The following is a 26,576-nucleotide window of genomic DNA, read 5'->3' on the forward strand; positions in this document are numbered from 1 at the left end:
AATACAAGGAAGCATTATGAACGGCATCATCATCAAAACCCCCGAAGAAATCGAAAAAATGCGCGAGCTGGGCAAACTCGTCGCCGAAGCCCTCGACTACATCGGTCAATTCGTCAAACCCGGCGTAACCACCGACGAAATCGACAAACTCGTTTACGACTACCACGTCAACGTCCAAGGCGGCTATCCCGCCCCCCTGCACTACGGCAACCCGCCCTACCCCAAATCCTGCTGCACCTCCGTCAACCACGTCATCTGCCACGGCATTCCCGATGACAAACCCCTTAAAGAAGGCGACATTATCAACATCGACCTCACCATCAAAAAAGACGGCTTCCACGGCGACTCCAGCCGTATGTTTACCGTCGGCAAAGTTTCCCCCATCGCCCGACGGCTGATTGACGTAACCCACGCCTCCATGATGGCGGGCATCGAAGCCGTCAAACCCGGCGCGACGCTGGGCGACGTAGGCTACGCCTGCCAACAGGTTGCCGAAAACGCTGGCTATTCCGTCGTACAGGAATTTTGCGGACACGGCATCGGGCGCGGTTTCCACGAAGCCCCGCAAGTTTTGCACTACGGAAAAAAAGGACAAGGTCCCGTTCTAAAACCTGGTATGATTTTTACCGTCGAACCGATGATCAACCAAGGCAAACGCCACCTGCGTATCCTCAACGACGGCTGGACGGTGGTTACCAAAGACCGCTCCCTCTCCGCCCAGTGGGAACACGAAGTTTTGGTTACCGAAACCGGCTACGAAATCCTTACCGTCAGCCCGGCTACCGGCAAACCCTAACCCCCCTATAGAAATAAACAATGCCGTCTGAAAGAAACGAAGATATAATATGCAATATAAAAATAGGTTTGACTCGGCACATTACAAAAATAAAGTAAATTAAAATTTACGCGGCAACCAAACAAACTCTAAAAGGAATTCCCATGAAAGTATTTGAAGAGATTGAAGATGTTAAAGCCATCCGCAAAAAGACCGGGCTGAACCAGATAGACTTTTGGGGCAAGGTCGGCGTTACCCAATCCGGAGGCTCGCGCTACGAAACCGGCCGCAAGATGCCCAAACCCGTACGCGAACTGCTCCGCCTCGTCCATATCGAATGCCTCGATTTGGCGAAAGTCAACAAAAAAGATATGGAAATCGCCGCCCTGTTAAAAAAACACCATCCCGACCTGTATGCCGAGTTGTCCAAACAGACCAAGGCCGAAAGAAAAAAACAAGGTTAAACCGCAACCTCCGGATGCTCGGAGGTTTTTCATTTCCGAAAAACGCCAACAATGCCGTCTGAAATGCCGAACCTGCCTTTTTACAAACTTTATCCAATTTCCTGTTTATTTCAGGATACGCCGACATTAGAATGTCAAACAGTCCGAAACGGGCAAACTCCACATCTATCCAAAGGAATAAAAATGAAACTTCTGACCACCGCAATCCTGTCTTCCGCAATCGCACTCGGCAGTATGGCTGCCGCCGCCGGCACGGACAATCCTACCGTTGCCAAAAAAACCGTCAGCTACGTCTGCCAGCAAGGTAAAAAAGTCAAAGTAACCTACGGCTTCAACAAACAGGGTCTGACCACATACGCTTCCGCCGTCATCAACGGCAAACGCGTGCAAATGCCTGTCAATTTGGACAAATCCGACAATGTGGAAACATTCTACGGCAAAGAAGGCGGTTATGTTTTGGGTACCGGCGTGATGGATGGCAAATCCTACCGCAAACAGCCCATTATGATTACCGCACCTGACAACCAAATCGTCTTCAAAGACTGTTCCCCACGTTAATCAGGCAACAAAAAACAGCGTTTTCAGAAATGAAAACGCTGTTTTTTTGACCGTTCCATTATTCGCAAAAGGGAAAAAACGATTACCTGCCCCGTGTATCAAAACCTGCCCTGCCGGATGAAGGGCATAACTGGCAGGGACGGCATCAACACCATATGGGGCACGGCTTTTCTTGAAAGATTCGGTTTAAATATCCAATACTTTCGCGGTATAGGCGATAATTTCATCCGCCCTTTCAGGGTTTTCGTTCAACTTGATGCCGTAACCCGGTACCAGTTCTTTCAGACGGCCTTCCCAAGACGGGGCGCGCTCGGGGAAGCATTGGTGCATCAGCCGAATCATCAGCGGCACGGCGGTCGATGCGCCCGGCGACGCGCCCAGCAATGCGGCGAGCGAGCCGTCGGCGTGTGCGACAATCTCCGTACCAAACTGGAGCACGCCGCCTTTTTCGGAGTCTTTTTTAATGATTTGGACGCGCTGCCCTGCGGTGATGAGTTCCCAGTCGTCGGGATTTGCCTCGGGGTAGTATTCCAGCAGGGAGGCGAAGCGTTCTTCTTTGGTTTTACGCAATTCGCCCAGCAGGTATTTGGTCAGCGGCATATTCGCCCAGCCGGCGCGCAGCATAGGATAGAGGTTGTCCATATGGATGGACAGCGGCAAATCCATAAGCGAGCCTTGCTTGAGGAAGTTGGAACGGAAGCCTGCGTAAGGGCCGAACATAAGGTGGCGTTTTCCGTCCACGTTGCGTGTGTCGAGGTGCGGGACGGACATCGGCGGCGCGCCGACGGAAGCCTGCCCGTACACTTTGGCGTTGTGTTGTTCGGCGGTTTCAGGGGCGCTGTTGCGGAAGAACAGGCCGGACACGGGGAAGCCGCCGTAGCCTTTGCCTTCGGGGATGCCGGATTTTTGCAGCAGGGTCAGCGCGCCGCCGCCCGCGCCGAGGAAGAGGAAGCGGGTGCGGAGGGTGAGCTGCCCATCGGGGTTGCGGGTATCGGCGGTTTTGAGCACCCACGCGCCGTCGGATTCGCGTTTGATGTCTTCGACGTGGCGGTTGAACTCGGTTTTTACGCCCTTGCCCTGCAAATATTTCACCATTTGGCGCGTCAGCCGTCCGAAATCGACATCCGTGCCTTCGGCGGAGTAGTTGGCGGCGACGGGTTGGTTTTCGTCCCTGCCGCGCATAATCAGCGGAGCCCAATCGGAAATTTTGTTCCGATTGGTGGAAAATTCCATATTTTCGAAAAGTTTCTGCGTTTTAAACACATCATAGCGTTTTTGCAGGTAACGGCAGTGGTCTTCATTCATCACCAAAGACATATGTGGCACGGCATTGACGAAAGAATTATCTTCCAACTTGCCTTCCGCAACCAGCGTCGCCCAAAACTGACGGCTGACATGGAACTGTTCGGCAATATTGAGGGCACGCGTCGGATCGATAATCCCATTTGCACCCAACGGCGCGTAATTCAGCTCGCACAGGGCGGAATGCCCCGTGCCGGCGTTGTTCCACGCGTTTGACGATTCCAACGCCACATCTTCCAAGCGTTCAATCAGGGTGATTTCCCAAGACGGTTCGAGTTCTTTGAGCAAAACGCCCAAAGTCGCGCTCATAATGCCGCCGCCCACCAAGACAACGTCTGTCGCTTCAGCCATGGTTTACTCCTAAAAAACAGGCATCTTCTGCCCTTATGGTTATTTGCCGTACTACAAACGCCTGAATCGCAAAAGCAGGGGAAACCGGCAATGGTGTGTGTCCGAGCACGCTGTTTCGGGGTTGGAATGCGTTGCAAGTATGGCTTCCGACACCGCTTCAGGGGCTTGTAATATGTTATCGTGAATGTAGTGGATTTTACTGGGAAATGCAAAGTTTTTCTGTCGCCCGCCAAGCCCGAGAACTGCGAAATGAAAAATAAAAATAGTTATTTATCTATATATATCAAATTATTAATAGATAAAAAACCAAAATTGTTTATATATTAATTTTTAAAAGATTGTCAGCATATTGCGTTAAGTTTTTTAAATTTGAAAATACTGCCTCACACCTGCACGCCATATCCCGCCAACCTGCCGGTCAGGATTTCCCTGTTTTTGCACCAATCTTCCCTCAGCATACTGTATACAACCGTATCGCGCACACTGCCGTCTTTACGGAGCATATGCATACGCAGCACGCCGTCTTTTTCCGCGCCCAGCCGTTCGATGGCACGTTGCGAGGCAAGGTTCAGAATATCCGTGCGCCATCCCACGCAACGGCAAGCCAAAACATCAAATGCGTAATCCAACAGCATGATTTTGCAACAGGTGTTTATCCGTGTCCGCCGTGCCGATACCGCATACCATGTAAACCCAATGTCCAAACGCGGAATCTGCGGTTCAAAATGATAATACGCCGTTGTCCCGACCACCCTGTCCGCCTCTTCATCGACAACCGCAAACGCTAAACGCGTTGCCAATGCTGTCCCGATATAGTCTGCCACCCTATCCGGATGGGGCGCGGACGTTACCCCCAGCTTCCAAACCTCCCCATCGCAAACCGCCTCGCGCAAACCCGTTTCATGATGCACATCCAACGGTTCGAGACGAACGCCGCCCAATGACAAGACCGGCAGTATTATCCTTTCCGACATCCTTTTCTCCCAATATTCCGCCTTCAGACGGCATTTCCGTTCAAAATGCCGTCTGAACGGCTAAAAACACAATATCCCCGCCTCCGACACAAAACCGTCCAGCGGCAGGTCGTGCGCCTCGCGCGGCAGCGTGCCGACCAGTTGGCAGGCAAAGCCTACGCCCACGGTTTTTGCCTGCAAACGGTATTTCATCGCCGCAAGCGTCGCATCATAATAGCCGCCTGCCTGCCCCAAGCGGTAGCCTTCGCGGTCTATGCCGACAAGCGGGACGAGCAATACCGACAAACCGTGCACGCGGATTTTGCGCCCTGCAAACTGCGGCACGTTCAACTTCGCCCTGCCCCGTATGCGCTCCCGTTCCATTCCGCTTTCAGGATACGGCGTAAACCACATCCGCCGCGAACGCGGTTCGATATAAGGCAGATAAAGTTTTACACCGCGTTTTTGCGCGACACGGACAAAGCCGTCCAAACGCAATTCCTTGCCCATCGGCCAATACACGCCGATTTTCCGCCCTTTTTTAATATAACGTTTGAGCAGGCGGTTGATTTTTACCGTTGCCGCCGCCCGCACGTCCCGCCCCATTTGCGAACGCCGCCCGCGCAATTCGCGGCGCAGGGCGCGTTTTTCCTCATTCCTCATTTCAGACGGCCTTTCAGGATTACGGTAGAATGTTGCGATTATAACGATTTTGTTAACATTCAAACAGGACGCACACAATGTGGCACATCGTCGCCATCGGCTATCTTTTTGTTGCCGTGATGTTTTCCGCCGCGCAGCCGAGTATTGCGCGCGCGTTGATTTATTTGTTTTTTTGGGCAGTGTTGCCCACCGTGTTCACGGTCTTTGTCGTGACCATCCGCCGCCGCAACCGCCGGATGAAACGGCAGGAACAGGCAGAATTCGAACAGCAGCGCGCACAACGGCAAAAAGACAGCGGCACAAAACCCTGAATCCCTTTTCAGACGGCATCTTATCCGCTATAATCCGTCAGTTTTCCATTTCGGAAACACTCTTTTATTTTTTAAAACTTATGCCCACTTTCGCCGAAGGGTGCTTGACAATAGGCGCCGCCTATCAAGTTCTATGCGATTGAATGTGTGCTCTTAACCCTTTCAAGGAAATAACATGTCTCAAATTACTATGCGTCAGATGATTGAAGCCGGTGTTCACTTCGGTCACCAAACCCGTTTCTGGAACCCGAAAATGGCACAATACATTTTCGGCGCGCGCAACAAAATCCATATCGTAAACTTGGAAAAAACCCTGCCGATGTTCCAAGAGGCGCAAGAAGCCGTACGTCGTCTGGTTGCCAACAAAGGTACAGTATTGTTCGTAGGTACCAAACGCCAAGCCCGCGACATCATCCGCGAAGAAGCTACCCGTGCCGGTATGCCTTTCGTTGATTACCGCTGGTTGGGTGGTATGCTGACTAACTACAAAACCGTTAAGCAATCCATCAAACGCCTGGAAGAAAAAACTGCTGCCCTGGAAAACGCTGCTGAAGGCGGTTTCAACAAAAAAGAAATTCTGGAAATGCAACGCGACGTTGAAAAACTGGAACGTTCTTTGGGCGGTATCAAAAACATGAAAGGCCTGCCTGACGCGATTTTCGTTATCGATACCGGCTACCAAAAAGGTACTCTGGTTGAAGCTGAAAAATTGGGCATCCCTGTTATCGCCGTAGTCGATACCAACAACAGCCCTGACGGCGTGAAATACGTTATCCCTGGTAACGATGACTCCGCTAAAGCTATCCGCCTGTACTGCCGCGGCATCGCTGACGCAGTTTTGGAAGGCAAAAACCAAGCGCTGCAAGAAACTGTAGCCGCTGCCCAAGAAGCTGCTGCCGAGTAATTCGGTACACGGAAGAGGGGCGTTATGCCCCTTTTCTCAAATATGCCGTCTGAACATCCGTTCGCGGCACACGATTCCCGAATGCGGAAAATCCTTTCCGTATTTCCCAAAAATCTAGGAGATTCAAAATGGCAGAAATTACTGCAAAAATGGTTGCCGACCTGCGCGCCGCTACCGGCCTGGGCATGATGGAATGCAAAAAAGCCTTGGTTGAAGCTGAAGGCAACTTCGACAAAGCCGAAGAAATCCTGCGTATTAAATCTGGTGCGAAAGCCGGTAAACTGGCTGGCCGTACTGCTGCCGAAGGCGTATTGGCTTACGCGATCAACGGCAATGTCGGCGCATTGGTCGAAGTAAACTGCGAAACCGACTTCGTTGCTAAAGACGCCGGCTTCGTAGAATTTGCCAACTTCGTTGCTAAAACTGCTGCCGAGAAAAAACCGGCTTCTGTTGAAGAACTGAGCGAACTGGTTGAAGCAGAACGCAAAGCCATCATCGCTAAATTGGGCGAAAACATGTCTGTTCGCCGCTTCCAAGTGATCGATACTGCCAACCAACTGGTTGCCTACATCCACGGTGCATTGGCTACCGAAGGCGTATTGGTTGAGTACAAAGGCTCTGAAGACGTAGCACGCAAAATCGGTATGCACATTGTTGCCGCTAAACCACAATGCGTAAGCGAAGCCGAAGTAGATGCTGAAACCGTTGAAAAAGAACGCCACATCTACACCGAACAAGCTATCGCTTCCGGCAAACCTGCCGACATCGCCGCTAAAATGGTTGAAGGCCGTATCCGCAAATTCTTGGCTGAAATCACTCTGAACGGCCAAGCATTCGTGATGAACCCTGACCAAACTGTTGCCCAATTCGCTAAAGAAAACGGCACTGAAGTGATCAGCTTCGTACGCTACAAAGTAGGCGACGGTATCGAGAAAGCCGTTGTTGACTACGCAGCCGAAGTTGCTGCCGCTGCTAAAGTGTAAGGCACTTATGAAAAAGAAAGCACCTAGATTCCAAACGAATCAGGGTGCTTTTTTTTGGGAAAGGCCCATATTTTCCGGCGGCAGGGTTCAAATGCCCGCGCCGCCCGAAAACAGCGGCGGCAAATTCAGCCGCCCGTTTTCATACCGCCGGCACGCCGCATACGCCCCGCCAAGGCATACACCTTTCAGACGGCATCCCGTCCGGAAGCCGGCAACATCCCCAACGAGAAAGCAGAATATCTTATGACACAGCAAATCAAATACAAACGCGTATTACTGAAACTCTCCGGCGAATCCCTGATGGGTTCCGATCCATTCGGCATCAATCACGATACCATCGTTCAAACTGTCGGCGAAATTGCCGAAATCGTGAGAATGGGCGTGCAAGTCGGTATCGTTGTCGGCGGCGGTAACATTTTCCGCGGCGTATCCGCCCAAGCAGGCAGTATGGACCGCGCCACTGCCGACTACATGGGTATGATGGCGACCGTGATGAACGCCTTGGCACTCAAAGACGCATTTGAAACCTTGGGCATCAAAGCGCGCGTACAATCCGCACTGTCTATGCAGCAAATCGCCGAAACCTACGCCCGCCCCAAAGCTATCCAATATTTGGAAGAAGGCAAAGTCGTGATTTTCGCCGCCGGTACCGGTAACCCGTTCTTCACGACCGACACTGCCGCCGCATTGCGCGGCGCAGAAATGAACTGCGACGTGATGCTCAAAGCCACCAACGTCGACGGCGTGTACACCGCAGACCCCAAAAAAGACTCATCCGCAACACGCTACGAAACCATTACTTTTGACGAAGCCTTGAACAAAAACCTCAAAGTCATGGACGCGACCGCCTTTGCGCTCTGCCGCGAACGCAAGCTCAATATTGTCGTCTTCGGCATCGCCAAAGAAGGCTCGCTCAAACGCGTCATTACCGGCGAAGACGAGGGCACGCTGGTTCACTGCTGATTGCCCATAAGGCCGGCAGATATAGTCGCATATGGGCTTCAGACAGCCATTTATTATATGGAGATTAACAAGCCTAAACCCATCCTGCCTCACGCATCAATTTTTCATATGCCGACTATATTGCCTTCCATTTGAAAATGCCGTCTGAACAATGTTCAGACGGCATTTTTCCTTTCATTAGACAAACCGCCTTGCAGCAGGCGGACAAAATCGGCATAAGGGCAACGCCGTAAAGGTTTGACCTAAGCACCGACAAAACCGCCGAAAACAGGCGGCACGTTCCGCCAAACTGTTTCCCTTAAGGATTCAAACGGTTACCCGTTATTTCGCCCGTTTTCACTTGATGATTTCAGTTTTTCAACCGCCGTTTTATATTTCTTCGTCAATAAACTCATCTTCATACCGCAAGCTGCGGATAAAGGTTTCAAAATCGGGGGCAAGTTCGACTATTTCAAAATCCAATTCTTGTTCGACAAACACCACTTTCGGCTCTCCGTCTCTTCCACACTCCCGATAGTCCAAGGCAAACAGGGCATGACCGCCTGACGGGTCGTTGGCAAAATACACGCCGATAGGAGGATACTCCCATTCTTCCAGCCAAAGTTTTTGCCCTGTTTCGCCGCACAGGCTTCCTTCTTTTTCAAAACCGATGCCCGATACCTCGCAAATTTGCACATGATCTTTCGCCCACGAATTTCTCTGCGTGGTTGGAAAACAGGTTTTTATAAATATCCCGCCGTTTTGTACTCCCATCAATTCAATAAAACTTTGCGGCAATTTATAGCCTAGCTCACTTTCTACGGCAGCCAAAATTTCAGGGGTAAACGGGGCTTCTTTGTAGTTTTCATCTGCCCAACTGTCGGATTCCCACACAGAGGGCAAATCAAAATCTTTAAAAACTTGGGACATAATGTTCTTCCTTATTGATTTCAGTGATAACAGAGGGTGGGTATCTATACCCGGCTTTTACCGTCCGTCATTCCCGCGCAGGCGGGAATCTAGGACGTGGAATCTAAAGAAACCTTTTATCCGATAAGTTTCCGTACCGAAAGGTCTGGATTCCCGCCTTCGCGGGAATGACGGCGGCGGTTGCGGCAAAATTGCCCTTCCCGTTTTCAGACGGCCTTTTGCCTTGTCCTTACTACGTTTTTTGCCGTAGGTCGGATTTTTGAATCCGACATTTCCAACAGCGGTTTTTCGGAAACGATAGACGCGTCAAATGTTTTTGTCGAATACAAGTATTCGACCTACATTTTAAATTTACACCTCTTCCAATTTCGCAAACTTGGTGTCCAGCTCTTTTACGCCTTGTTTGCCGAAGTTGATGGTCAGTCGGGCGGATTCGCTTTTGTCCACGGCATCGATGATGACACCAGTGCCGAATTTAGCGTGGCGGACGTTTTGTCCGATGCGGAAGCCTGCGTAAGTTTGGGGCTGTTTGAAGTCATCGAGGATTTTGTCCCGTTGTACGGTGGTTTGGCGCGGGCTACCGTAGCTGTCGTAGGCGGTTTTTTTGACGAACAGGTAGTGCAATACTTCGGGCGGGATTTCTTCAACGAAACGAGAGACGATGCCGAATTGGGTTTGCCCATGCAGCATTCTTTGCTGTGCCATGGTGATGTAGAGGCGTTTGCGGGCGCGGGTGATGGCAACGTACATGAGGCGGCGTTCTTCTTCGAGGCCGCCGCGTTCGGCAAGGCTCATTTCGCTGGGGAAGCGGCCTTCTTCCATGCCGGTGAGGAAGACAGCGTTGAATTCCAAGCCTTTGGCGGCATGGACGGTCATGAGTTGGACGGCTTTTTCGCCCGCGCCTGCTTGGTTTTCGCCGGATTCGAGGGCGGCGTTGCTCAAGAAGGCGAGGATGGGGAAGGCGGGGTCGTCTGAAATGTTATCGGGCAGGGTTTCAAAGTTGCTGTCTTCGGGTTTGAACTCGATGGCGGCATTGACGAGTTCGTCAAGGTTGTCGAGGCGGTCTTGGTTGTCGCCTTTTTGGGTTCGGTAGTGTTCGGTCAGGCCGCTGTCTTTGAGGATGCCGACGATGATTTCGGACAGGGGCATTTGTCCGACTTGGTTACGCAGGGCTTCAATCAGGCGGACGAAGGCGGCGATTTTGGTAGCTTTTGCGCCGGCGTTGCAGGCAGCCTGCCAAAGGGTGATGCCTTGTTCGTTTGAGGCCGTCTGAAGGTTTTCGATGGTGCGTGCGCCGATGCCGCGCGGTGGGAAGTTAATCACGCGTAAGAGGGCGTTATCGTCGTCTGGATTGACGGCGAGGCGCAGGTAGGCAAGCGCGTGTTTGACTTCTTGGCGTTCGTAAAAGCGCAGTCCGCCGTAGATTTTGTAGGGGATGCCGTTGCGGAACAGGCTTTGTTCGATAACGCGGGATTGGGCGTTGCTGCGGTAGAGGACGGCGATTTCGTCCAGATCCCAGCCTTCACGTTCGAGGGCTTTGGTTTCGTCCACGATGAATTGGGCTTCTTCGAGGTCGGTAAAGGCGGAGTAGTAGCGGATTTTGTCGCCTGCTTCGGCGTCGGTGCGCAGGTTTTTGCCGAGGCGTTCGTCGTTGTTTTCGATGACGGCGTTGGCGGCGGTGAGGATATTACCGACGGAGCGGTAGTTTTGTTCGAGTTTGACGGGCGCGTCGATGTGAAATTCTTCCATTAGCGCGGTCATGTTGCCGACGTTCGCGCCGCGGAATCGGTAAATACTTTGGTCGTCGTCGCCGACGGCAAATACCGCCGCGTTGCCGCCCGCCATAAGTTTAAGCCAGGCGTATTGCAGCTTGTTGGTGTCTTGGAACTCGTCGACCAGAATGTGATTGAAGCGGTTTTGGTAATGCTGGCGCAGGATTTCGTTGCTTTGCAGCATTTCGTAGCTGCGGAGCATGAGTTCGGCAAAATCGACCACACCTTCGCGTTGGCAGATTTTGTCGTATTCGGCATAGCACTCGATCATGCGGCTTGTGTGCGGGTCGGGCGCGCTCAACACGGAAGCGCGCAAGCCGGATTCTTTTTGCGCGTTGATAAAGCCTTGCAGCGAACGCGGTGCGATGATTTCTTCGGCGATGTTGAGGCTTTTGAGCAGGCGTTTGATCAGGGAAAGCTGGTCGCCGCTGTCGAGGATTTGAAAGGAAGACGGCAAGCCTGCGTCGCGGTGGTGCAGCCGTAGAAAACGGTGGCAGAGTCCGTGAAACGTGCCGAGCCACATGGCGCGGACGTTGACGGGAATCATTGCGCCCAAACGGGTCTGCATTTCTTTGGCGGCTTTATTGGTAAACGTTACCGCCATAATGCTATGCACGCTTGCCTGACCGGTTTGCAACAGCCATGCGATGCGCGTGGTCAGCACGCGCGTTTTGCCGCTGCCCGCGCCCGCCAGCACAAGGGCGGATTGCGGCGGCCAGGTTACGGCGGAGAGTTGTTCGGGGTTCAAGCCTTGCAGCAGATTGGGGGCGGATTGGTCGGGAAACATAGGGATGCCGTCTGAAAAGTGGAATGCGCTATTTTAATAGAAACGGAAGGATGCCGTTTGAAAACAAAACAGAAACTGTACGATGGCGGACGGCGGCGGCATAGGGCGGGTGCGCCGACATTATCTGAGTTGCAGCAGGTCTTTTCTAACCAGTTCTTCCAAAGGCATACCCAACGCATCGGCAATCTGACCCATCACATCAATGGAAACCGAACGGCTGCCGCGTTCTATTTCGCTGATATAGGTTTTGCTTACGCGCGCACTGAAAGCCAACTCTTCTTGAGAAAGCTCTTTCAAACGCCTGACCTGCCTCATATTTTGGGCGAAGATAAGGCGGTAGGGGTTTGGGGTGGTCGGTTTTTCCATACAGGGAGTATGGAAAAATCCCAATATTCAAACAATAAACTATAGCTTGTTAAAATAAAACTATAGTTGAATAAATTTGTAAAATAGAATAATATTTCAAATGCGGCACATCAAAATTTTTTAAATTTTATTCAGAAGGGTAAAAAATGAGAGTGAACCGTATTGCTTTGATGTCGGTATCGGCAGCCCTCTTGGCTGCCTGCGCCACACCGTATGTATATTGGCATAAGGACGGGGTCTCCAAGCAAGAGGCACTCGACCAATTGGGCTACTGCCGCAAGGATGTCGATGCAAACCGTTTGGAAAAACAGAAAGCCGCCAAGCTGGTTTTCTACTGCATGAAAGCCAACGGTTACAGCCTGATGAGGGGATACCGTTAAGCAGGCTCAAGACCGCCTGACGACGGTTGGCACGCGGCCGGGCGCGGGGAAGCCTTATATATTGCACCCAGCCAAAGGGGCACATTACTTTTTTTCCCGCAAATCCTGAAAACAAGGCGGTGTCCGGATGGGTTTCAATCCCGCAACGGCGAGGAAAATATTTTGTATCCGGTAGGGCGGTTTGCCGCCCGAACTTAGGAATAACCGCCTTGCAACAGCCGGAGTCGTACCGATTGTTCAAACACCGCTGGAACAAACGGCTGCGTTTCAAAATAGTGCCGCGAAACAGGCGGGGGCAGATAAAGTTGTTTTAGTCCGATAAATTAACAGGCTGTGTTTTAATATAGTGTTGATAGATATAATTATCTTCAATGTATTTAATATGATAGCTTTTCTTCCTAACTGAAAAATAATTGTCTTTCCCCTTGCGGATAATTGAAATCAACAGATTACTAAAACACAACCAGTTAAAATATCTTCAAATGATGGCAAAATGCGTATCCGGCATTTCAGGCCGACAAATCCGCACCATCTGAAAACGCAGCAGGAGCCCGATGCTGTCTGAAACCCGGATTGTCGGGCTTCAGACGGCATGGGGCGGGTTTTGGGTTTCAACCGTCGCGCGCAACTAAATAGGTATCCAGGCTACGGCTTACTGGCGTCGATTTTGTGATAGTGCAAAAACAATTGAAAAAACAGTTAAAATTAAGACATTTTCCAATGCCTGCAAAAATTCCGTATCAAAAAATAACCACTGCACACAAGCTGATATAAATAATGATTTCAAAGCAATAAAAATGAGAAATCCAACTTTATCCAAATTTTCGTTATAGTCCCAAAATATGTTTGTCAACGGATACCATAAATACTTTGTCATTAACTTAGACAGTCCAAAAATTGGAACATATAAGGTAAGCGTAATGAACCATACAAAAATATTAGCGTATCCGCCAGTCATTGAGATTTCAGGAAAATACATTCCAATATATTTGGCCTGACTCAAATAAAGCCGATTTGTACCAAAAGGGTCGTTGAATAAATTGGCATAGGAAAAGATACCAAAATAATCAAATAAGTAAGTGTATAAAAAGACACTTCGCCAATAAATTTTTTTACTTCATACCTCCTCTTGGCTTTTATATCATTAGGATAAAACGACGTATCTTGAACAGGTATCCGATCAGAATTTCCAGATACCCATTCTTGACATTTATATCTGGATTTTTTCCATAAACCGGTAAATATACCTATAATGACAGCTGTAACAATACCGCAAACAATGTTTAATACTATTGATTTCCAATCATTAGAATCGAGCATTTTACTTCCTTAAATTTTGATAAATCAAAACGTAACAGTTCAATACTTGTGCATTCTCAATGTGCCTCTTCCCAATTCTCCCCTACGCCAACCTCAGCCACCAGCGGCACTTTCAACATCCCTTCATCCACTTTCGCCATAATCTGCGGCAGTTTTTCTTTGACTAAATCCAGTTCGGCTTCAGGTACTTCCAGTACCAGTTCGTCATGCACCTGCATAATCAGTTTGCTCTTCAGGTCGTCTGAAACCAGCCAGCGGGACACGTCTATCATGGCGCGTTTGATAAGGTCGGAGGCGGTGCCTTGCATGGGGGCGTTGATGGCGGCGCGTTCGGCTCCGGCTCGGGCGTTGGCGTTTTTGTTGCGGATGTCGGGCAGGTAGAGGCGGCGGCCGAACAGGGTTTCGACGAAGCCTTGGGCGGCGGCTTGTTCTTTGGTGCGCTGCATGTATTCGGCGACGCCGGGGTAGCGGGCGAAGTAGCGGTCGATAAAGTTTTTGGCGGAAAGGTTGTCGATGCCCAATGATTTGGCAAGGCCGTATTGCCCCATGCCGTAAATGAGGCCGAAGTTGATGGTTTTGGCGTAGCGGCGTTGTTCGGGCGAGACGTTTTCGGGGGCGATGCCGAATACTTCGGCGGCGGTGCGGCGGTGTACGTCTTCGCCGTTTTGGAACGCGGCGATGAGGGTTTTGTCGCCGGAGAGGTGTGCCATGATGCGCAGCTCGATTTGGGAATAGTCGGCGGAAACGATGACGCTGCCTTGCGGTGCGGTAAAGGCGCGGCGCACGCGGCGGCCTTCGGCAGTGCGGATGGGGATGTTTTGCAGGTTGGGGTTGTTGCTGGCGAGGCGGCCGGTAATGGCGACGGCTTGGGCGTAGGTGGTATGCACGCGGCCGTCTTTGGGCGAAATCATTTCGGGCAGTTTGTCGGTGTAGGTGGATTTGAGTTTTGCCAGGCTGCGGTTTTGCAGGATGATTTTAGGCAGGGGGTAGTCGGGCGCGAGCTGTTCGAGCACGGCTTCGTTGGTAGAAATGCCGCCTTTGGCGGTTTTTTTCAGGCCTTTGGTGGGGATGCCCATTTTGTCGAACAGGATTTCTTGAAGCTGTTTGGGCGAGTTGAGGTTGAACGGCTGGCCTGCGACTGCGTAGGCTTCTTGTTCGAGTTTCATCAGCTCGGTGCCGAGTTCCGCGCTTTGGCGGGCGAGTTCGGCGCGGTCGATTTGCACGCCGTTGCGTTCCATTTCAAACAATACCTGCGCGACGGGCAACTCCATTTTTTCATACATTTCAAGCTGTTTGACATCCATTTGCGCGCGCAGGTGCGCTTCGAGGCGCAGGGCGAAATCGGCGTCTTGGGCGGCGTATTCGGTCGCCTGCCCGATGGCGACATCGGCAAAACTGATTTGCTTCGCGCCTTTGCCGCACAGCGATTCGTAGGTAATGGTTTCCAAGCCCAGCCAGCGTTCGGACAACTCGTCCAAGCCGTGTCCGAGATGGCTCTCGATGATGTAGGAAGCGAGCATGGCGTCGCCGGCGATGCCGTTCAGGGCGATGCCGTAATTGGCGAAAACGTGTTGGTCGTATTTGAGGTTTTGCCCGATTTTTTTCAGGGCTGGGTTTTCCAAATGCGGTTTCAGACGGCCTAATACGTCTTGCAAATCAAGCTGTTCGGGCGCGGCAGTCAGGCTGTGTCCTATGGGAATGTAAACCGCTTCGCCTGCTTGGAACGCAATGCTGATGCCGACTAACGAGGCGTTCATCGCGTCTAATGACGTGGTTTCCGTATCGATGCCGATTGTGTCCGCCTGAGCCAGTTTGTCCAACAAGGCGGCAAACTGCGCTTCGGTGGTAACGGCTTGATAATCCAGCTTTTCGGGGGCTGGGGCATGTTCTATGATTTTTTCAGACGACGTTTCCATGTCCAACGCCGCCTGTTCGCCTATCGTATCGCTGCCGAACAAATCGCCGTCCGCCGCTTCGTGCATACGGCTTTCCGCTTCTTTCAGCCAAGTGCGGAAGCCCCAGCGTTTGAAATCGACCGCAAGCTGCGACCATTTCGGCGAAGTGCGGCGCAGGCTTTCGAGGCCGTCTGAAAGCTCGGTGTGCAAGTCCACATCGGTTTTAATCGTTACCAAATCATACGAAAGCGGCAGTTGGGGCAGCGCGGCTTGCAGGTTTTCGCCGACCTTGCCCTTGATTTCCGCAGCGTGTTCCATCACACCAGCCAGCGAGCCGTAGGCTTCCAGCCACTTCACCGCCGTTTTCGGGCCGCACTTCTCCACGCCCGGCACATTGTCCACCTTGTCGCCCATCAGCGCGAGATAATCGCGGATTTGGTCGGGGCGCACGCCGAATTTTTCCTTCACGCCTTCAATATCCAGCGTTTCGCCGCTCATCGTGTTCACCAGCGTTACGCGCTCGTTCACCAACTGCGCCATGTCCTTATCGCCGGTAGATACCACCACGTTCCACCCTGCTTCGCTAGCCATCTTAGCCAAAGTGCCGATAACGTCGTCCGCTTCTACCTGCGGAATCACCAATACCGGCCAGCCCATCAGGCGCACCAAATCCGGCAAGGCTTCCGCCTGCGGGCGCAAATCGTCCGGCATCGGCGGGCGCGTCGCCTTATAGTCGGGGAACATCTCGTGGCGGAAATTCTTGCCCTTTGCATCAAACACCACCGCGCAATAATCGTGCACATAATCCGAGCGCAGACGACGCAACATATTCAACACGCCATAAAGCGCACCCGTCGGCGCACCGTCAGGCGCAGTCAACTGCGCCATCGCGTGATAAGCGCGGTAGAGATAAGAAGAGCCGTCAACGAGGAGAAGGGTGTGAATGGTTGCCATGATAGTATCTGCTGATGAGAAAATAAAAATGACCTAATTATAAGGGATAATCAAAATGCCGTCTGAAAGCCCATTTCAGACGGCATTTGAATCTGGCCTGCCTTATCTGCCCAAATATTTTGCCCAATTGAGATACAGCCGGGCAATATTTTCTTCATAGCTGTGGGCAGAAGGAATATAACCGTCTTTAGGCGGCATATATCTGACAAATGATTCTATTTCTTCCGGATAATCGAAATCTGCATAAATTTTTTCAACTTCCCCCAAAGGATCCTCAAATTCTTCTTTTCTATGGAATACATCGCTTAAGAGGACGTACAGCCAATTTTTAGGGGAATAGCCACTCATTTCCGAAGCCAAATCTTCCAGAACAGGTTTTAATTCAAGAATATTGGATTTGTTGATTAAAGATAGCTTGAACACGCGTTCATCATGATCTGAAAGCGTCATTTTTCGGGCATAAGCTACTACATCAGCCCAACCCAAGTATTTACTCTCATATCCCCACAGAATATCCTTCCAAGAAAGGCGGACTTTTTGCGCGGTTAAATCAAGGTTCATTTTTTACTCCGGTTGCCTGCTCCGTGTTCACGCATCAGTTTGCCTGCCCCGTCATTCTGCCCCTTTCGATTGACGCCTGTTACGAAAAGTCTTCCAAATGACGGCTGATTGCCTCTTCAACAGTCGGATACCAATCCATAAATGAAGCCTGCAATTCCTCTAAAACCAACTCATTGAATAAATCATCCAAATTTCTCCAATCCGTTTTTTCATCCGGATGGAGAAAATTTGCCATAACGACAGTTGAATATCCGTTTGACCATATTTATCAGATAACTATCTTCTTTATATAAATCAATCAGCAAAGGCACGATACCTGGCTCATAAAATAATTCTGTCGTATCAGATGTTTCTTTTAACGCGGAAATTATCTCCAACAGTTCATACCCGTATCGGGGATAAGCAAACAAATAGGGGACTGCTTCACGCAAACATGAAAATGCTTCGTAACTTTGCATTTTCCATATATGTTCATCTTTAAAATCACTCAAATACCATTCATCCAATTCACTTTCTGGATCGGATATCAATCGGATAAATTCATTTAGTTCGTCCTTAAACATATCGAATCCTTAAACTTAAAATCTATTTGGGGCTGTCCTAGATAACTAGGGAAATTCAAATTAAGTTAGAATTATCCCTATGAGAAAAAGTCGTCTAAGCCAGTATAAACAAAATAAACTCATTGAGCTATTTGTCGCAGGTATAACTGCAAGAACAGCAGCAGAGTTAGTAGGCGTTAATAAAAATACCGCAGCCTATTATTCTCATCGTTTACGATTACTTATTATTTACAAAAAATGCAAATAAGAGTAATGTTTCCACTCGCCAAAATACAAGGCCTTTCATTCAACAACAAAATGGAGTGTAGAAACTATGAAACAATGGATGCTTTTAGGATTGCTGGGATTGGGCGCAGTGGCGCAAGCGCACGATGTTTGGGTGGCTGCACCGACACATCAGCCTGCCGGCCAAATCCTGCATGCGGATTTGGGTTACAGCCATGACTTCCCCAATGTCGAAAAAATCGCCGACGACCGCGTACATATTTTCAAACCGCTGCAATTGACCGGCAGCTCAAAGAAAACCGTTGATTTGGTAAATAAAGGCGAAAACTATCAATACGTTTCCAAAGCCGCTTTGCCTGAAGGCTCCTACTGGGTCAGCGCAACCTACAAACCGACTTTCTGGTCGAAAAACCAAGACGGCTGGAAACAGCAAACCTTGAAACAGCTGGCCGGTTCAACCTATTGCGAACAGGCGCAAATGTTCGGCAAGAGCTTTGTCCAAGTGGGCAACGGCGCAGTTGATGAAGCTGTATTGACCCGCCCTATCGGCCAAGAGCTGGAACTGGTTCCGCTGAAAAATCCGAACGAAGTCAAAGCCGGCGGTATTTTGCCGGTCAAAGTCCTATACAAAGGCGAGCCTTTGGTTAAAGCCACCGTTACCGCCAGCTCGGACACTTTGGCGGAAATGGACTTGGAATCAACCCATGACCACCGCGAACCTCAAGGCTTCTCCGGCAAAACCGATAAAAACGGCGTGGTCAATGTGATTACTCTGATTGACGGTTTGTGGAAAATCAAAGTCGTGAACGAGACCGATTACGGCGATAAAAGCGTATGTCAGAAAGACAATACTTACGCAACGCTGATTGTGCCTGTCGGTACCAAACGCGCAGCCGCACGCCATGCCCACCATCATCATTAACAACCATTAAAAAAGGCCGTCTGAACTTTCAGACGGCCTTCATTTATTCTAATTCATAACCCAAATTTCTAAAAAACAGGAGAATGTTTCCAACTCATCACCATTTAATTGGGCAAAACGGACACGGTTGCAGCCGATCAAAACCACACTTTTATCAAAACAGTCCACATTTGGAAATGTTTGATGGCGAAGTAGAAGCAGATGAAAGTTATTTTGGCGGACAACGCAAAGGTAAACGCGGTCGCGGTGCTGCCGGTAAAGTCGCCGTATTCGGTCTTTTGAAGCGAAATGGTAAGGTTTATACGGTTACTGTACCGAATACTCAAACCGCTACTTTATTTCCTATAATCCGTGAACAAGTGAAACCTGACAGCATTGTTTATACGGATTGTTATCGTAGCTATGATGTATTAGATGTGGGCGAATTTAGCCATTTTAGCTTCGCTGAAACTTCGTTTTCGTATCAATCACAGCACACATTTTACTGAACGACAAAACCATATCAATGGAATTGAGAACTTTTGGAACCGGGCAAAACGTCATTTACGCAAGTTTAACGGCATTCCCAAAGAGCATTTTTGGGCTGTATTTAAAGGAGTGCGAATGGCGTTTTAACAACAGTGAGATAAAAGTTCAAATTTCCATCTTAAAACAATTAGTAAATTCGAGTTTATCCTAGTCATCTAGGACAGTCCCATCTATTTTTATCCCCATATCCTTATTTTCCACATAATGAATTTCAACGCCGTTAATATTTTGCGTTTTCTCAAACCGTCCACCACGGCATAAAATTATTTTTTATATCAATTATTCATATGTTTAACAACTTACCGCCGGACTTGCTTTGGCTGCGTATCAAGATTGTCCGGTTCGCGGTGGGCGTTTGCTTTGTTTCAAACAGGGCGGCGCGTAAGGGATTTTCAAGGGGCGGTAGGCGGAAAAAGGAAACGAAAATGCCGTCTGAACGGCAAAACGTGCTTTCAGACGGCATTTTGGGCGGATCGCGTCATCGCGCCAAAGCCTTCAAACATTCTTTGACCAATGCCGGGCCTTTGTATATCAATCCGCTATACACTTGGACGGCGGTCGCGCCCAAGCGGATTTTCTCTGCCGCGTCCCCGCCTTCCATAATGCCGCCTACGCCGATAATCGGCAGCTTGCCGTCGATGTGGTCTGCCAACAGCTTCAACACCCGATTACTTTTTTCATAAACGGGCAGACCGCTCAAACCGCCCTGCCCGCCTGCGAGCGGATGGCTGCCGAGGCTTGATTTATCGATGGTGGTATTGGTAGCGATGATGCCGTCCATTTCGACGGATTTGACAACGTGGGCGATGTCTTCGATTTGTGCTTCATCCAAATCGGGGGCGATTTTGACGGCGAGCGGAACGTATTTCCCGTATACAGAGGCAAGCTGTGCCTGTTTGTTTTTCAAAGCCTCAAGCAATGCGCTCAACTCGTCGCCACCTTGCAGCGCGCGGAGGTTTTTGGTGTTGGGCGAGGAAATATTGACGGTAATGTAACTTGCGTGTGCGTAGGCTTTTTCGAGGCAGATTAAATAATCATCGGCGGCGTTTTCAATCGGCGTAACTGCATTTTTGCCGATGTTGATGCCCAACACGCCGCTGAATTTACTTTTTTCGATGTTTTGAATCATGGCATCGATGCCGTGGTTGTTGAAGCCCATGCGGTTGATGATGCCTTGATATTCGGGAACGCGAAAGAGGCGCGGCTGCGGGTTGCCGGGCTGCGGTTTGGGCGTTACCGTGCCGATTTCGATGAAACCAAAGCCGAGCGCGCCCAATGCGTCGATGTATTCGCCGTTTTTATCGAGCCCTGCGGCAAGTCCGACAGGGTTGGGCAAATCCATACCCATCAGTTTTACAGGTTTGGTACGGTTGTCGGTTACGGGAATCAGACCCAATTTATAAACCATGTTGAGCGCGTCGAGCGTGAAGTGGTGGGCTTTCTCGGCATCGAGTGCAAACAGGATGCGGCGGGCAAGTGGATACATGACAGGGCTTTCTGCTTCAGATGAAAATGCCGTCATTTTAACCGAAATCCTGCCAAACATACGGCACACAGGTCAAACTTGAACGACAAAACCCGCCGCACCCAAAAATGTACAAATCGGCAAATATTGATATAATAAGCATTAGATAGAAAACTCTATTAAAAGTCGGTACAATACCACCGATTTATTTCCCTTAAACAACCTGCCGCAAGGCATAAAGGAACGACTGATATGTCAAACATCGAACAACAAGTTAAGAAAATTGTTGCTGAACAACTGGGCGTAAATGAAGCCGACGTGAAAAACGAATCTTCCTTCCAAGACGACTTGGGCGCGGACTCTTTGGACACCGTAGAGCTGGTAATGGCTTTGGAAGAAGCATTCGGTTGCGAAATCCCCGACGAAGATGCCGAAAAAATCACCACCGTTCAACTGGCTATCGACTACATCAATGCCCACAACGGCTAACCGGTCGTCGCCCGACACAACAGCCTCTGCTGCACCGCGCAATAGAGGCTTTTCCCTTATATGGCAAACTGTTTGAACCCCTGCCGCAAATTTCAGACGGCATCTGCACGACAGCCGCATATGCCCCCATTCCGACAACCAACAGCGAGGTTATCATGAGTCAGAGAAGAGTAGTCATTACAGGCTTAGGTCAGGTTTCCCCTGTCGGCAACACTGTCGCAGAGGCTTGGGACACCCTGCTCGCCGGCAAAAGCGGCATCGGCGCGATTACCCGCTTTGACGCATCCGACATCAACAGCCGTGTCGCCGGCGAAGTGCGCGGTTTCGACATCGGACAATACATCAGCGCGAAAGAAGCACGCCGGATGGACGTGTTCATCCACTACGGCATTGCCGCCGCATTGCAGGCAATCGCCGATTCGGGCTTGGACGATGTGGAAAACCTCGATAAAGACCGCGTCGGCGTGAACATCGGTTCCGGCATCGGCGGACTGCCCAGCATCGAGGCCACCGGCAAAGCCGTAATCGAAGGCGGCGCGCGCAAAATCAACCCTTTCTTCATCCCCGGTTCGCTGATTAACCTGATTTCCGGACACGTTACCATCCTCAAAGGCTACCGCGGTCCCAGCTATGGGATGGTTTCCGCCTGTACCACCGGCGCGCACGCCATCGGCGACTCCGCCCGACTGATCAAATACGGCGACGCGGACGTAATGATTGCAGGCGGTGCCGAAGGCGCGATCAGCACTTTGGGCGTAGGCGGTTTTGCTGCGATGAAAGCCCTCTCCACCCGCAACGACGACCCCGCCACCGCTTCCCGTCCGTGGGACAAAGGCCGCGACGGCTTCGTTATCGGCGAAGGCGCGGGCGTATTGGTGTTGGAAGAATTGGAACACGCCAAAAAACGCGGCGCGAAAATCTACGCCGAAATCGTCGGCTTCGGGATGAGTTCCGATGCCTACCACATTACCGCGCCGAACGAAGAAGGCCCTGCGCTCGCCGTTACCCGCGCACTGAAAGATGCCGGACTGAATCCCGAAGACGTGGATTACGTCAACGCACACGGCACGTCCACCCCCTTGGGCGATGCCAACGAAACCAAAGCCCTCAAACGCGCTTTGGGAGAACACGCCTACAAAACCATCGTCAGCTCGACCAAATCCATGACCGGCCACCTGCTCGGTGCGGCGGGCGGCGTGGAGGCCGTGTACAGCATTTTGGCAATACATGACGGCAAAGTTCCACCGACCATCAACCTTGTCGAACAAGATATCGAAGCCGGTTGCGATTTGGACTACTGCGCCAACGAAGCGCGCGACGCGGAAATCGACGTTGCCATTTCCAACTCCTTCGGCTTTGGCGGTACCAACGGCACGCTGGTGTTCAAACGCTTCAAAGGCTGATTCCGCAAAGCTGCCGCCGACATCGAAATGCCGTCTGAAACCGTTTCAGACGGCATTTTCAAAACACCCCGCTCGTTGCCGGCACTTCGCGGCACGCAAATCAGCCTTATCAAACCGCAAACAACCGCCTTATATAGTGGATTAACAAAAATCAGGACAAGGCGACGAAGCCTCAGACAGTACAAATAGTACGGAACCGATTCACTTGGTGCTTCAGCACCCTAGAGAATCGTTCTCTTTGAGCTAAGGCGAGGCAACGCCGTACTGGTTTAAATTTAATCCACTATAATACGCAGGCAAACCCAAGCCTTGCCGGATTGCAGGATGAAACCCTGCCGTAGCAGACCGCATTTCCAATCCATATTCAAGGTGTCCGCCTTATGAAAATCGTTTTTATCACAACAGTCGCATCCAGCATTTACGGTTTCCGCGCCCCCGTCATTAAAAAATTAATCGGCAAAAACCATCAGGTGTATGCCTTTGTATCGGAGTTTTCCGATAATGAATTGGATATTATCAGGGAAATGGGGGTTACACCCGTTACCTACCGTTCAAACCGCAGCGGGCTGAACCCGTTTTCCGATATAAAATCCACCTTCCTCATCTTTAAAGAACTCAAAAAAATATCGCCGGATTTGGTTTTCCCTTATTTCGCAAAACCCGTGATTTTCGGCACTTTTGCCGCAAAACTGGCAGGCGTGCCCAGAATCGTCGGGATGCTGGAAGGTTTGGGATTCGCATTTACCCCGCAGCCGGAAGGCATACCGTTAAAAACAAAAATCATAAAGGGGATTTTGATTGCCTTATACCGCATTGCCCTGCCGATGTTGGAAAGCCTGATTGTATTAAACCCCGACGACAAAGACGAACTGACGGACAAATACGGCATCAAAATAAAAAACATCCATATTTTGGGCGGAATCGGTCTGGATTTGCGGCAATATCCTTATTCCGAGGCGGATATTCCCGATGAAAAAGAACCCGTAAAATTTCTCTTTATCGGCAGATTTCTGAAAGAAAAAGGGATTGATGATTTTATTCGGGCGGCGGAACAGGTTAAGGACAAATACCCCGATACAGTTTTTACCGCTTTGGGCGCAATCGACAAATCACGCGGGGGGGGGGGCGATTTGGAACGCCTTGCCGCCCGCGATATTATCCGTTTCCCCGGTTTTGTAAACAATGTTTCCGAAGTGATAAAGGCGCATCATATATTCGTATTGCCGTCTTATAGGGAAGGCGTTCCCCGAAGCACTCAGGAGGCAATGGCCGTCGGCAGGGCAGTGATTACGACGGATGTCCCCGGATGCAGGGAAACGGTCGCCGACAAGGTCAACGGCTTCCTGATCGAACCTTGGAATCCCCGCATCTTGGCCGAAAAAATGATTTATTTTATCGAAAACAGGGAAGCCGTCCGCCTGATGGGGAATGCAAGTTATGCGATTGCCAAAGATAAATTCGATGCCGAAAAAGTCGATTTGAAATTGCTCGATATTTTGAAGGCGTAAACAAGGCTGCCGACTTTTGAGTTTCGGTCATTTCTGATAAACCCCCGTCATTCCCGCCACACCCCCGTCATTCCCGCGAAAGCGGGAATCCAGGTTCGTTGAGTTTCGGTCATTTCCGATAAATTCTTGCAACTTTGAGTTTCTAGATTCCCACTTTCGTGGGAATGACGGCGGAGGGTTGCTGTTTTCCCGACAAATTCCCGCCATCTAAAATCTCGTTATCCATACAAGAACCGAAAATCTTGCCATTCTCACAAAAACAGAAATTCAAAAACAGAAATCCCAAACCCTCGGCATTCCCGCCAAACCCTCGTCATTCTCGCGAAAGCGGGAATCCAGGTTCGTTGAGTTTCAGATGTGTAGGGCGGGCTGTAGGGTGGGCTTCAGCCCACCAAAACCAATCCAAACCACCAAACCGCCCCCGCCGTCATTCCCGCGCAGGTGGGAATCTAGCTCTTTGAGTTTCAGCCGTTTCCGACAAATTGCCGCAGCGTTAAGTTTCCGGATTCCCGCTTTCGCGGGAATGACGGGATATTTTTGCATTTGATAAAAATGCCGCTTGAAATTTTTTCAGCGGTCGTCAGGTGTTGTGTAGGGGAGGACGTAGGGTGGGTCGTAGCAACTGTATTTTTCACCCCGTCGGGCAAAAATATAGTGGATTAACAAAAATCAGGACAAGGCGACGAAGCCGCAGACAGTACAAATAGTACGGAACCGATTCACTTGGTGCTTCAGCACCTTAGAGAATCGTTCTCTTTGAGCTAAGGCGAGGCAACGCCGTACTGGTTTTTGTTAATCCACTATACTAACCGGAATTAACAAATACGGCACAAATATTAACCCGAACCGTAAACACCCATCAAGCCCTTTCAGACGGCATCGGCAGGCATACCGTTGGCTATATCCAAAGAATCAGGAATTATTTAGCCCGAATCATCCGGGTTGTTAAAATCCGCAAACTTAACCGACTCAAAATACACATTATGACGCACACCGCATCGAAAACACCCAAACTTTGGCTGATCATCACCGCCGCCGCATTCATCCTGCTGATTACCATCGGCATGAGGATGACGCTCGGACTGTTCGTCCAACCCGTCGTCAACACCACCGAATTGAGCATTGCCCAATTCAGCCTCATCATCGCCGTTTTCCAACTGATGTGGGGCGTATCGCAACCATTGTCCGGCGCGCTTGCCGACCGTTTCGGCGCGTTCAGGGTATTAAGCGGCGGCACCGTCCTGCTCGTCTGCGCCTGCCTGATTGCCCCCAACATCCCGACTTATTGGGGGCTGATGATTGCCGTCGGGCTGCTGCTCGCATTCGGCACCGGTTCCGGCGGGTTTTCCATCATTATGGGACAGGTCGCCGCCCAAGTCCCCACACACAAACGCGGCTTGGCATCCGGACTGGTCAACGCAGGCGGTTCGGCAGGACAATTCCTGTTCGCACCGCTGGTTCAGGGACTCGTCGTCCTGCCCGAAGTCGGCTGGACGGGCACATTTTACGTTTGGGGCGCAATCGCCCTGCTGATTCTGCCCGTCTCATGGTGGCTTGCCGGCGGCAACAACGCCGCCCACACCCAACACGCCCAAGCCACACACGGACAAAGCCTCGGAGAATCAGTCAAAACCGCCTTCAAAACCCCAAGCTACATCCTGCTGCACCTGAGCTTTTTCGCCTGCGGCTTCCACATCGCCTTTCTCGTAACCCACCTACCCACGGAAGTCGCCCTGTGCGGACTGCCCGCCACCGTCGCCTCAACATCCATCGCCATCATCGGACTGGCAAACATCGCCGGTTGCATGTTCTCAGGCTGGTGCACCGGACGCTTCAAAGGAAAACACGTCCTGTTCGGACTCTACGCCTCACGCGTCGCCATGGTGCTGATTTACATCTTCTCACCCAAAACCGACTTCAACTTCTACATTTTCGCCGCCGCACTCGGATTCACATGGCTCGCCACCGTCGCCCCGACTGCCGCCGTTACCGGCAAACTCTTCGGCACGCGCTACCTCGCCACCCTGTTCGGACTGGTGATGCTCACCCACCAAATCGGCGGCTTCCTCGGCTCGTACATCGGCGGCATCGTCATCACACAATTCGGCGACTACGGCTGGATGTGGTACGCCGATGCCGTACTCGCCGGCACGGCAGCCCTGCTTGTCCTGCCCGTCCGCGAACCCGAAACCGCCTGACAAAAATGCCGTCTGAAAACCTTCAGACGGCATTTTCAAAAATATCCGACATATCCGCCGACATTTCAACCCAAAAAACGGCAAGAAGGAAAGCCATAAAATCC

Annotated in this window: 25 protein-coding genes and 2 pseudogenes; 15 read left to right on the top strand and 12 right to left on the bottom strand. The window is 50.7% G+C overall.

Features of this window, described 5'->3' with window-relative positions; translation table 11 throughout:
* Window positions 1–16 precede the first annotated feature (16 nt).
* The 3 genes from map to RDY34_RS06980 all read left to right on the top strand — a co-directional run bounded on the left by map (window position 17) and on the right by RDY34_RS06980 (window position 1,797).
* A complete protein-coding gene (gene map / locus RDY34_RS06970; protein WP_003712988.1) occupies window positions 17–796 on the top strand; it encodes a type I methionyl aminopeptidase in 780 nt (259 codons plus the stop codon).
* 143 nt (window positions 797–939) lie between these two features.
* The gene (locus tag RDY34_RS06975; RefSeq protein WP_003712989.1) at window positions 940–1,239 is read left to right on the top strand and encodes a helix-turn-helix domain-containing protein; all 300 of its coding nucleotides are present in this window, start codon (window positions 940–942) and stop codon (window positions 1,237–1,239) included.
* Between the two features lie 183 nt (window positions 1,240–1,422).
* Window positions 1,423–1,797: an ACP-like domain-containing protein gene (locus RDY34_RS06980; RefSeq protein WP_096108937.1), complete on the top strand. Its 375-nt coding sequence runs from the start codon at window positions 1,423–1,425 to the stop codon at window positions 1,795–1,797.
* A 186-nt stretch (window positions 1,798–1,983) separates the two neighbouring features.
* Here the strand turns inward: RDY34_RS06980 and RDY34_RS06985 are convergent, their stop codons facing one another.
* The 3 genes from RDY34_RS06985 to RDY34_RS06995 all read right to left on the bottom strand — a co-directional run bounded on the left by RDY34_RS06985 (window position 1,984) and on the right by RDY34_RS06995 (window position 5,066).
* Window positions 1,984–3,450, bottom strand: a complete 1,467-nt coding sequence (locus RDY34_RS06985; protein WP_308073646.1) for a malate:quinone oxidoreductase — start codon at window positions 3,448–3,450, stop codon at window positions 1,984–1,986.
* Window positions 3,451–3,833: 383 nt separating this feature from the next.
* Window positions 3,834–4,424: a GNAT family N-acetyltransferase gene (locus tag RDY34_RS06990; RefSeq protein WP_308073647.1), complete on the bottom strand. Its 591-nt coding sequence runs from the start codon at window positions 4,422–4,424 to the stop codon at window positions 3,834–3,836.
* Between the two features lie 60 nt (window positions 4,425–4,484).
* Entirely contained in the window at window positions 4,485–5,066 is a 582-nt protein-coding gene (locus RDY34_RS06995) for a 5-formyltetrahydrofolate cyclo-ligase (protein WP_301668848.1), read from the bottom strand.
* 77 nt (window positions 5,067–5,143) lie between these two features.
* Between RDY34_RS06995 and RDY34_RS07000 the strand changes: the two genes are divergently transcribed.
* From RDY34_RS07000 to pyrH, 4 genes are all read left to right on the top strand, one after another.
* Window positions 5,144–5,377, top strand: a complete 234-nt coding sequence (locus RDY34_RS07000) for a hypothetical protein (RefSeq protein WP_308073649.1) — start codon at window positions 5,144–5,146, stop codon at window positions 5,375–5,377.
* Between the two features lie 175 nt (window positions 5,378–5,552).
* Window positions 5,553–6,281 carry a 30S ribosomal protein S2 gene (gene rpsB, locus RDY34_RS07005; RefSeq protein WP_002230071.1) on the top strand — a complete coding sequence of 243 codons (729 nt, stop codon included), beginning with the start codon at window positions 5,553–5,555 and terminating at the stop codon, window positions 6,279–6,281.
* Between the two features lie 128 nt (window positions 6,282–6,409).
* Window positions 6,410–7,264, top strand: coding sequence for a translation elongation factor Ts (gene tsf / locus RDY34_RS07010; protein ID WP_002223203.1), 855 nt, complete (start codon window positions 6,410–6,412; stop codon window positions 7,262–7,264).
* A gap of 243 nt (window positions 7,265–7,507) precedes the next feature.
* Entirely contained in the window at window positions 7,508–8,227 is a 720-nt protein-coding gene (gene pyrH / locus RDY34_RS07015) for a UMP kinase (RefSeq protein ID WP_219224539.1), read from the top strand.
* A gap of 369 nt (window positions 8,228–8,596) precedes the next feature.
* Here pyrH and RDY34_RS07020 read toward each other — a convergent pair whose 3' ends face one another.
* From RDY34_RS07020 to RDY34_RS07030, 3 genes are all read right to left on the bottom strand, one after another.
* On the bottom strand, window positions 8,597–9,136 hold the full coding sequence (locus RDY34_RS07020; protein WP_003753301.1) for an SMI1/KNR4 family protein: 540 nt from the start codon (window positions 9,134–9,136) through the stop codon (window positions 8,597–8,599).
* 351 nt (window positions 9,137–9,487) lie between these two features.
* Window positions 9,488–11,695, bottom strand: coding sequence for a DNA helicase II (uvrD, locus tag RDY34_RS07025; protein ID WP_003753306.1), 2,208 nt, complete (start codon window positions 11,693–11,695; stop codon window positions 9,488–9,490).
* Window positions 11,696–11,815: 120 nt separating this feature from the next.
* The gene (locus tag RDY34_RS07030; RefSeq protein WP_003753308.1) at window positions 11,816–12,061 is read right to left on the bottom strand and encodes a helix-turn-helix domain-containing protein; all 246 of its coding nucleotides are present in this window, start codon (window positions 12,059–12,061) and stop codon (window positions 11,816–11,818) included.
* Between the two features lie 146 nt (window positions 12,062–12,207).
* Between RDY34_RS07030 and RDY34_RS07035 the strand changes: the two genes are divergently transcribed.
* Window positions 12,208–12,441 (top strand): YgdI/YgdR family lipoprotein, encoded by a 234-nt coding sequence (locus RDY34_RS07035; protein ID WP_003753310.1) that lies wholly within the window; start codon window positions 12,208–12,210, stop codon window positions 12,439–12,441.
* A gap of 999 nt (window positions 12,442–13,440) precedes the next feature.
* On the opposite strand, the gene RDY34_RS07040 is transcribed toward RDY34_RS07035, so the two are convergent.
* From RDY34_RS07040 to RDY34_RS07055, 4 genes are all read right to left on the bottom strand, one after another.
* Window positions 13,441–13,761, bottom strand: coding sequence for a hypothetical protein (locus RDY34_RS07040; protein WP_003753320.1), 321 nt, complete (start codon window positions 13,759–13,761; stop codon window positions 13,441–13,443).
* 56 nt (window positions 13,762–13,817) lie between these two features.
* Window positions 13,818–16,610, bottom strand: a complete 2,793-nt coding sequence (gene polA, locus RDY34_RS07045; protein WP_308073651.1) for a DNA polymerase I — start codon at window positions 16,608–16,610, stop codon at window positions 13,818–13,820.
* A gap of 102 nt (window positions 16,611–16,712) precedes the next feature.
* Window positions 16,713–17,171 (bottom strand): DUF2247 family protein, encoded by a 459-nt coding sequence (locus RDY34_RS07050; RefSeq protein WP_308073652.1) that lies wholly within the window; start codon window positions 17,169–17,171, stop codon window positions 16,713–16,715.
* A 209-nt stretch (window positions 17,172–17,380) separates the two neighbouring features.
* Window positions 17,381–17,734 (bottom strand): hypothetical protein, encoded by a 354-nt coding sequence (locus tag RDY34_RS07055; RefSeq protein ID WP_003753328.1) that lies wholly within the window; start codon window positions 17,732–17,734, stop codon window positions 17,381–17,383.
* Window positions 17,735–17,813: 79 nt separating this feature from the next.
* On the opposite strand from RDY34_RS07055, the pseudogene RDY34_RS07060 reads away from it, so the two are divergent.
* The 3 genes and pseudogenes from RDY34_RS07060 to RDY34_RS07070 form a co-directional block, all read left to right on the top strand.
* Window positions 17,814–17,960, top strand: a pseudogene (locus RDY34_RS07060) (IS1595 family transposase); the annotation flags it as partial.
* Window positions 17,961–18,047: 87 nt separating this feature from the next.
* Window positions 18,048–18,881, top strand: a complete 834-nt coding sequence (locus RDY34_RS07065) for a DUF4198 domain-containing protein (protein ID WP_003753332.1) — start codon at window positions 18,048–18,050, stop codon at window positions 18,879–18,881.
* A gap of 152 nt (window positions 18,882–19,033) precedes the next feature.
* Window positions 19,034–19,560 (top strand): annotated as a pseudogene (locus tag RDY34_RS07070) (IS1595 family transposase); the annotation flags it as partial.
* Between the two features lie 132 nt (window positions 19,561–19,692).
* Here RDY34_RS07070 and RDY34_RS07075 read toward each other — a convergent pair.
* Complete coding sequence (locus tag RDY34_RS07075) at window positions 19,693–19,872, bottom strand: hypothetical protein (protein WP_003753341.1); 180 nt, start codon at window positions 19,870–19,872, stop codon at window positions 19,693–19,695.
* Between the two features lie 15 nt (window positions 19,873–19,887).
* Complete coding sequence (locus tag RDY34_RS07080) at window positions 19,888–20,895, bottom strand: quinone-dependent dihydroorotate dehydrogenase (RefSeq protein WP_025456860.1); 1,008 nt, start codon at window positions 20,893–20,895, stop codon at window positions 19,888–19,890.
* A gap of 231 nt (window positions 20,896–21,126) precedes the next feature.
* Here RDY34_RS07080 and acpP point away from each other — a divergent pair, with 231 nt between their 5' ends.
* From acpP to RDY34_RS07100, 4 genes are all read left to right on the top strand, one after another.
* On the top strand, window positions 21,127–21,363 hold the full coding sequence (gene acpP, locus RDY34_RS07085) for an acyl carrier protein (RefSeq protein ID WP_002215574.1): 237 nt from the start codon (window positions 21,127–21,129) through the stop codon (window positions 21,361–21,363).
* Window positions 21,364–21,518: 155 nt separating this feature from the next.
* Window positions 21,519–22,766, top strand: a complete 1,248-nt coding sequence (gene fabF / locus RDY34_RS07090) for a beta-ketoacyl-ACP synthase II (protein ID WP_003753346.1) — start codon at window positions 21,519–21,521, stop codon at window positions 22,764–22,766.
* 380 nt (window positions 22,767–23,146) lie between these two features.
* Window positions 23,147–24,274: a glycosyltransferase family 4 protein gene (locus RDY34_RS07095; RefSeq protein ID WP_115437556.1), complete on the top strand. Its 1,128-nt coding sequence runs from the start codon at window positions 23,147–23,149 to the stop codon at window positions 24,272–24,274.
* Window positions 24,275–25,257: 983 nt separating this feature from the next.
* Entirely contained in the window at window positions 25,258–26,472 is a 1,215-nt protein-coding gene (locus RDY34_RS07100) for an MFS transporter (protein WP_308074721.1), read from the top strand.
* Window positions 26,473–26,576: the final 104 nt, after the last annotated feature.

Source organism: Neisseria polysaccharea (assembly GCF_963392925.1).
Taxonomy (GTDB): domain Bacteria; phylum Pseudomonadota; class Gammaproteobacteria; order Burkholderiales; family Neisseriaceae; genus Neisseria; species Neisseria polysaccharea.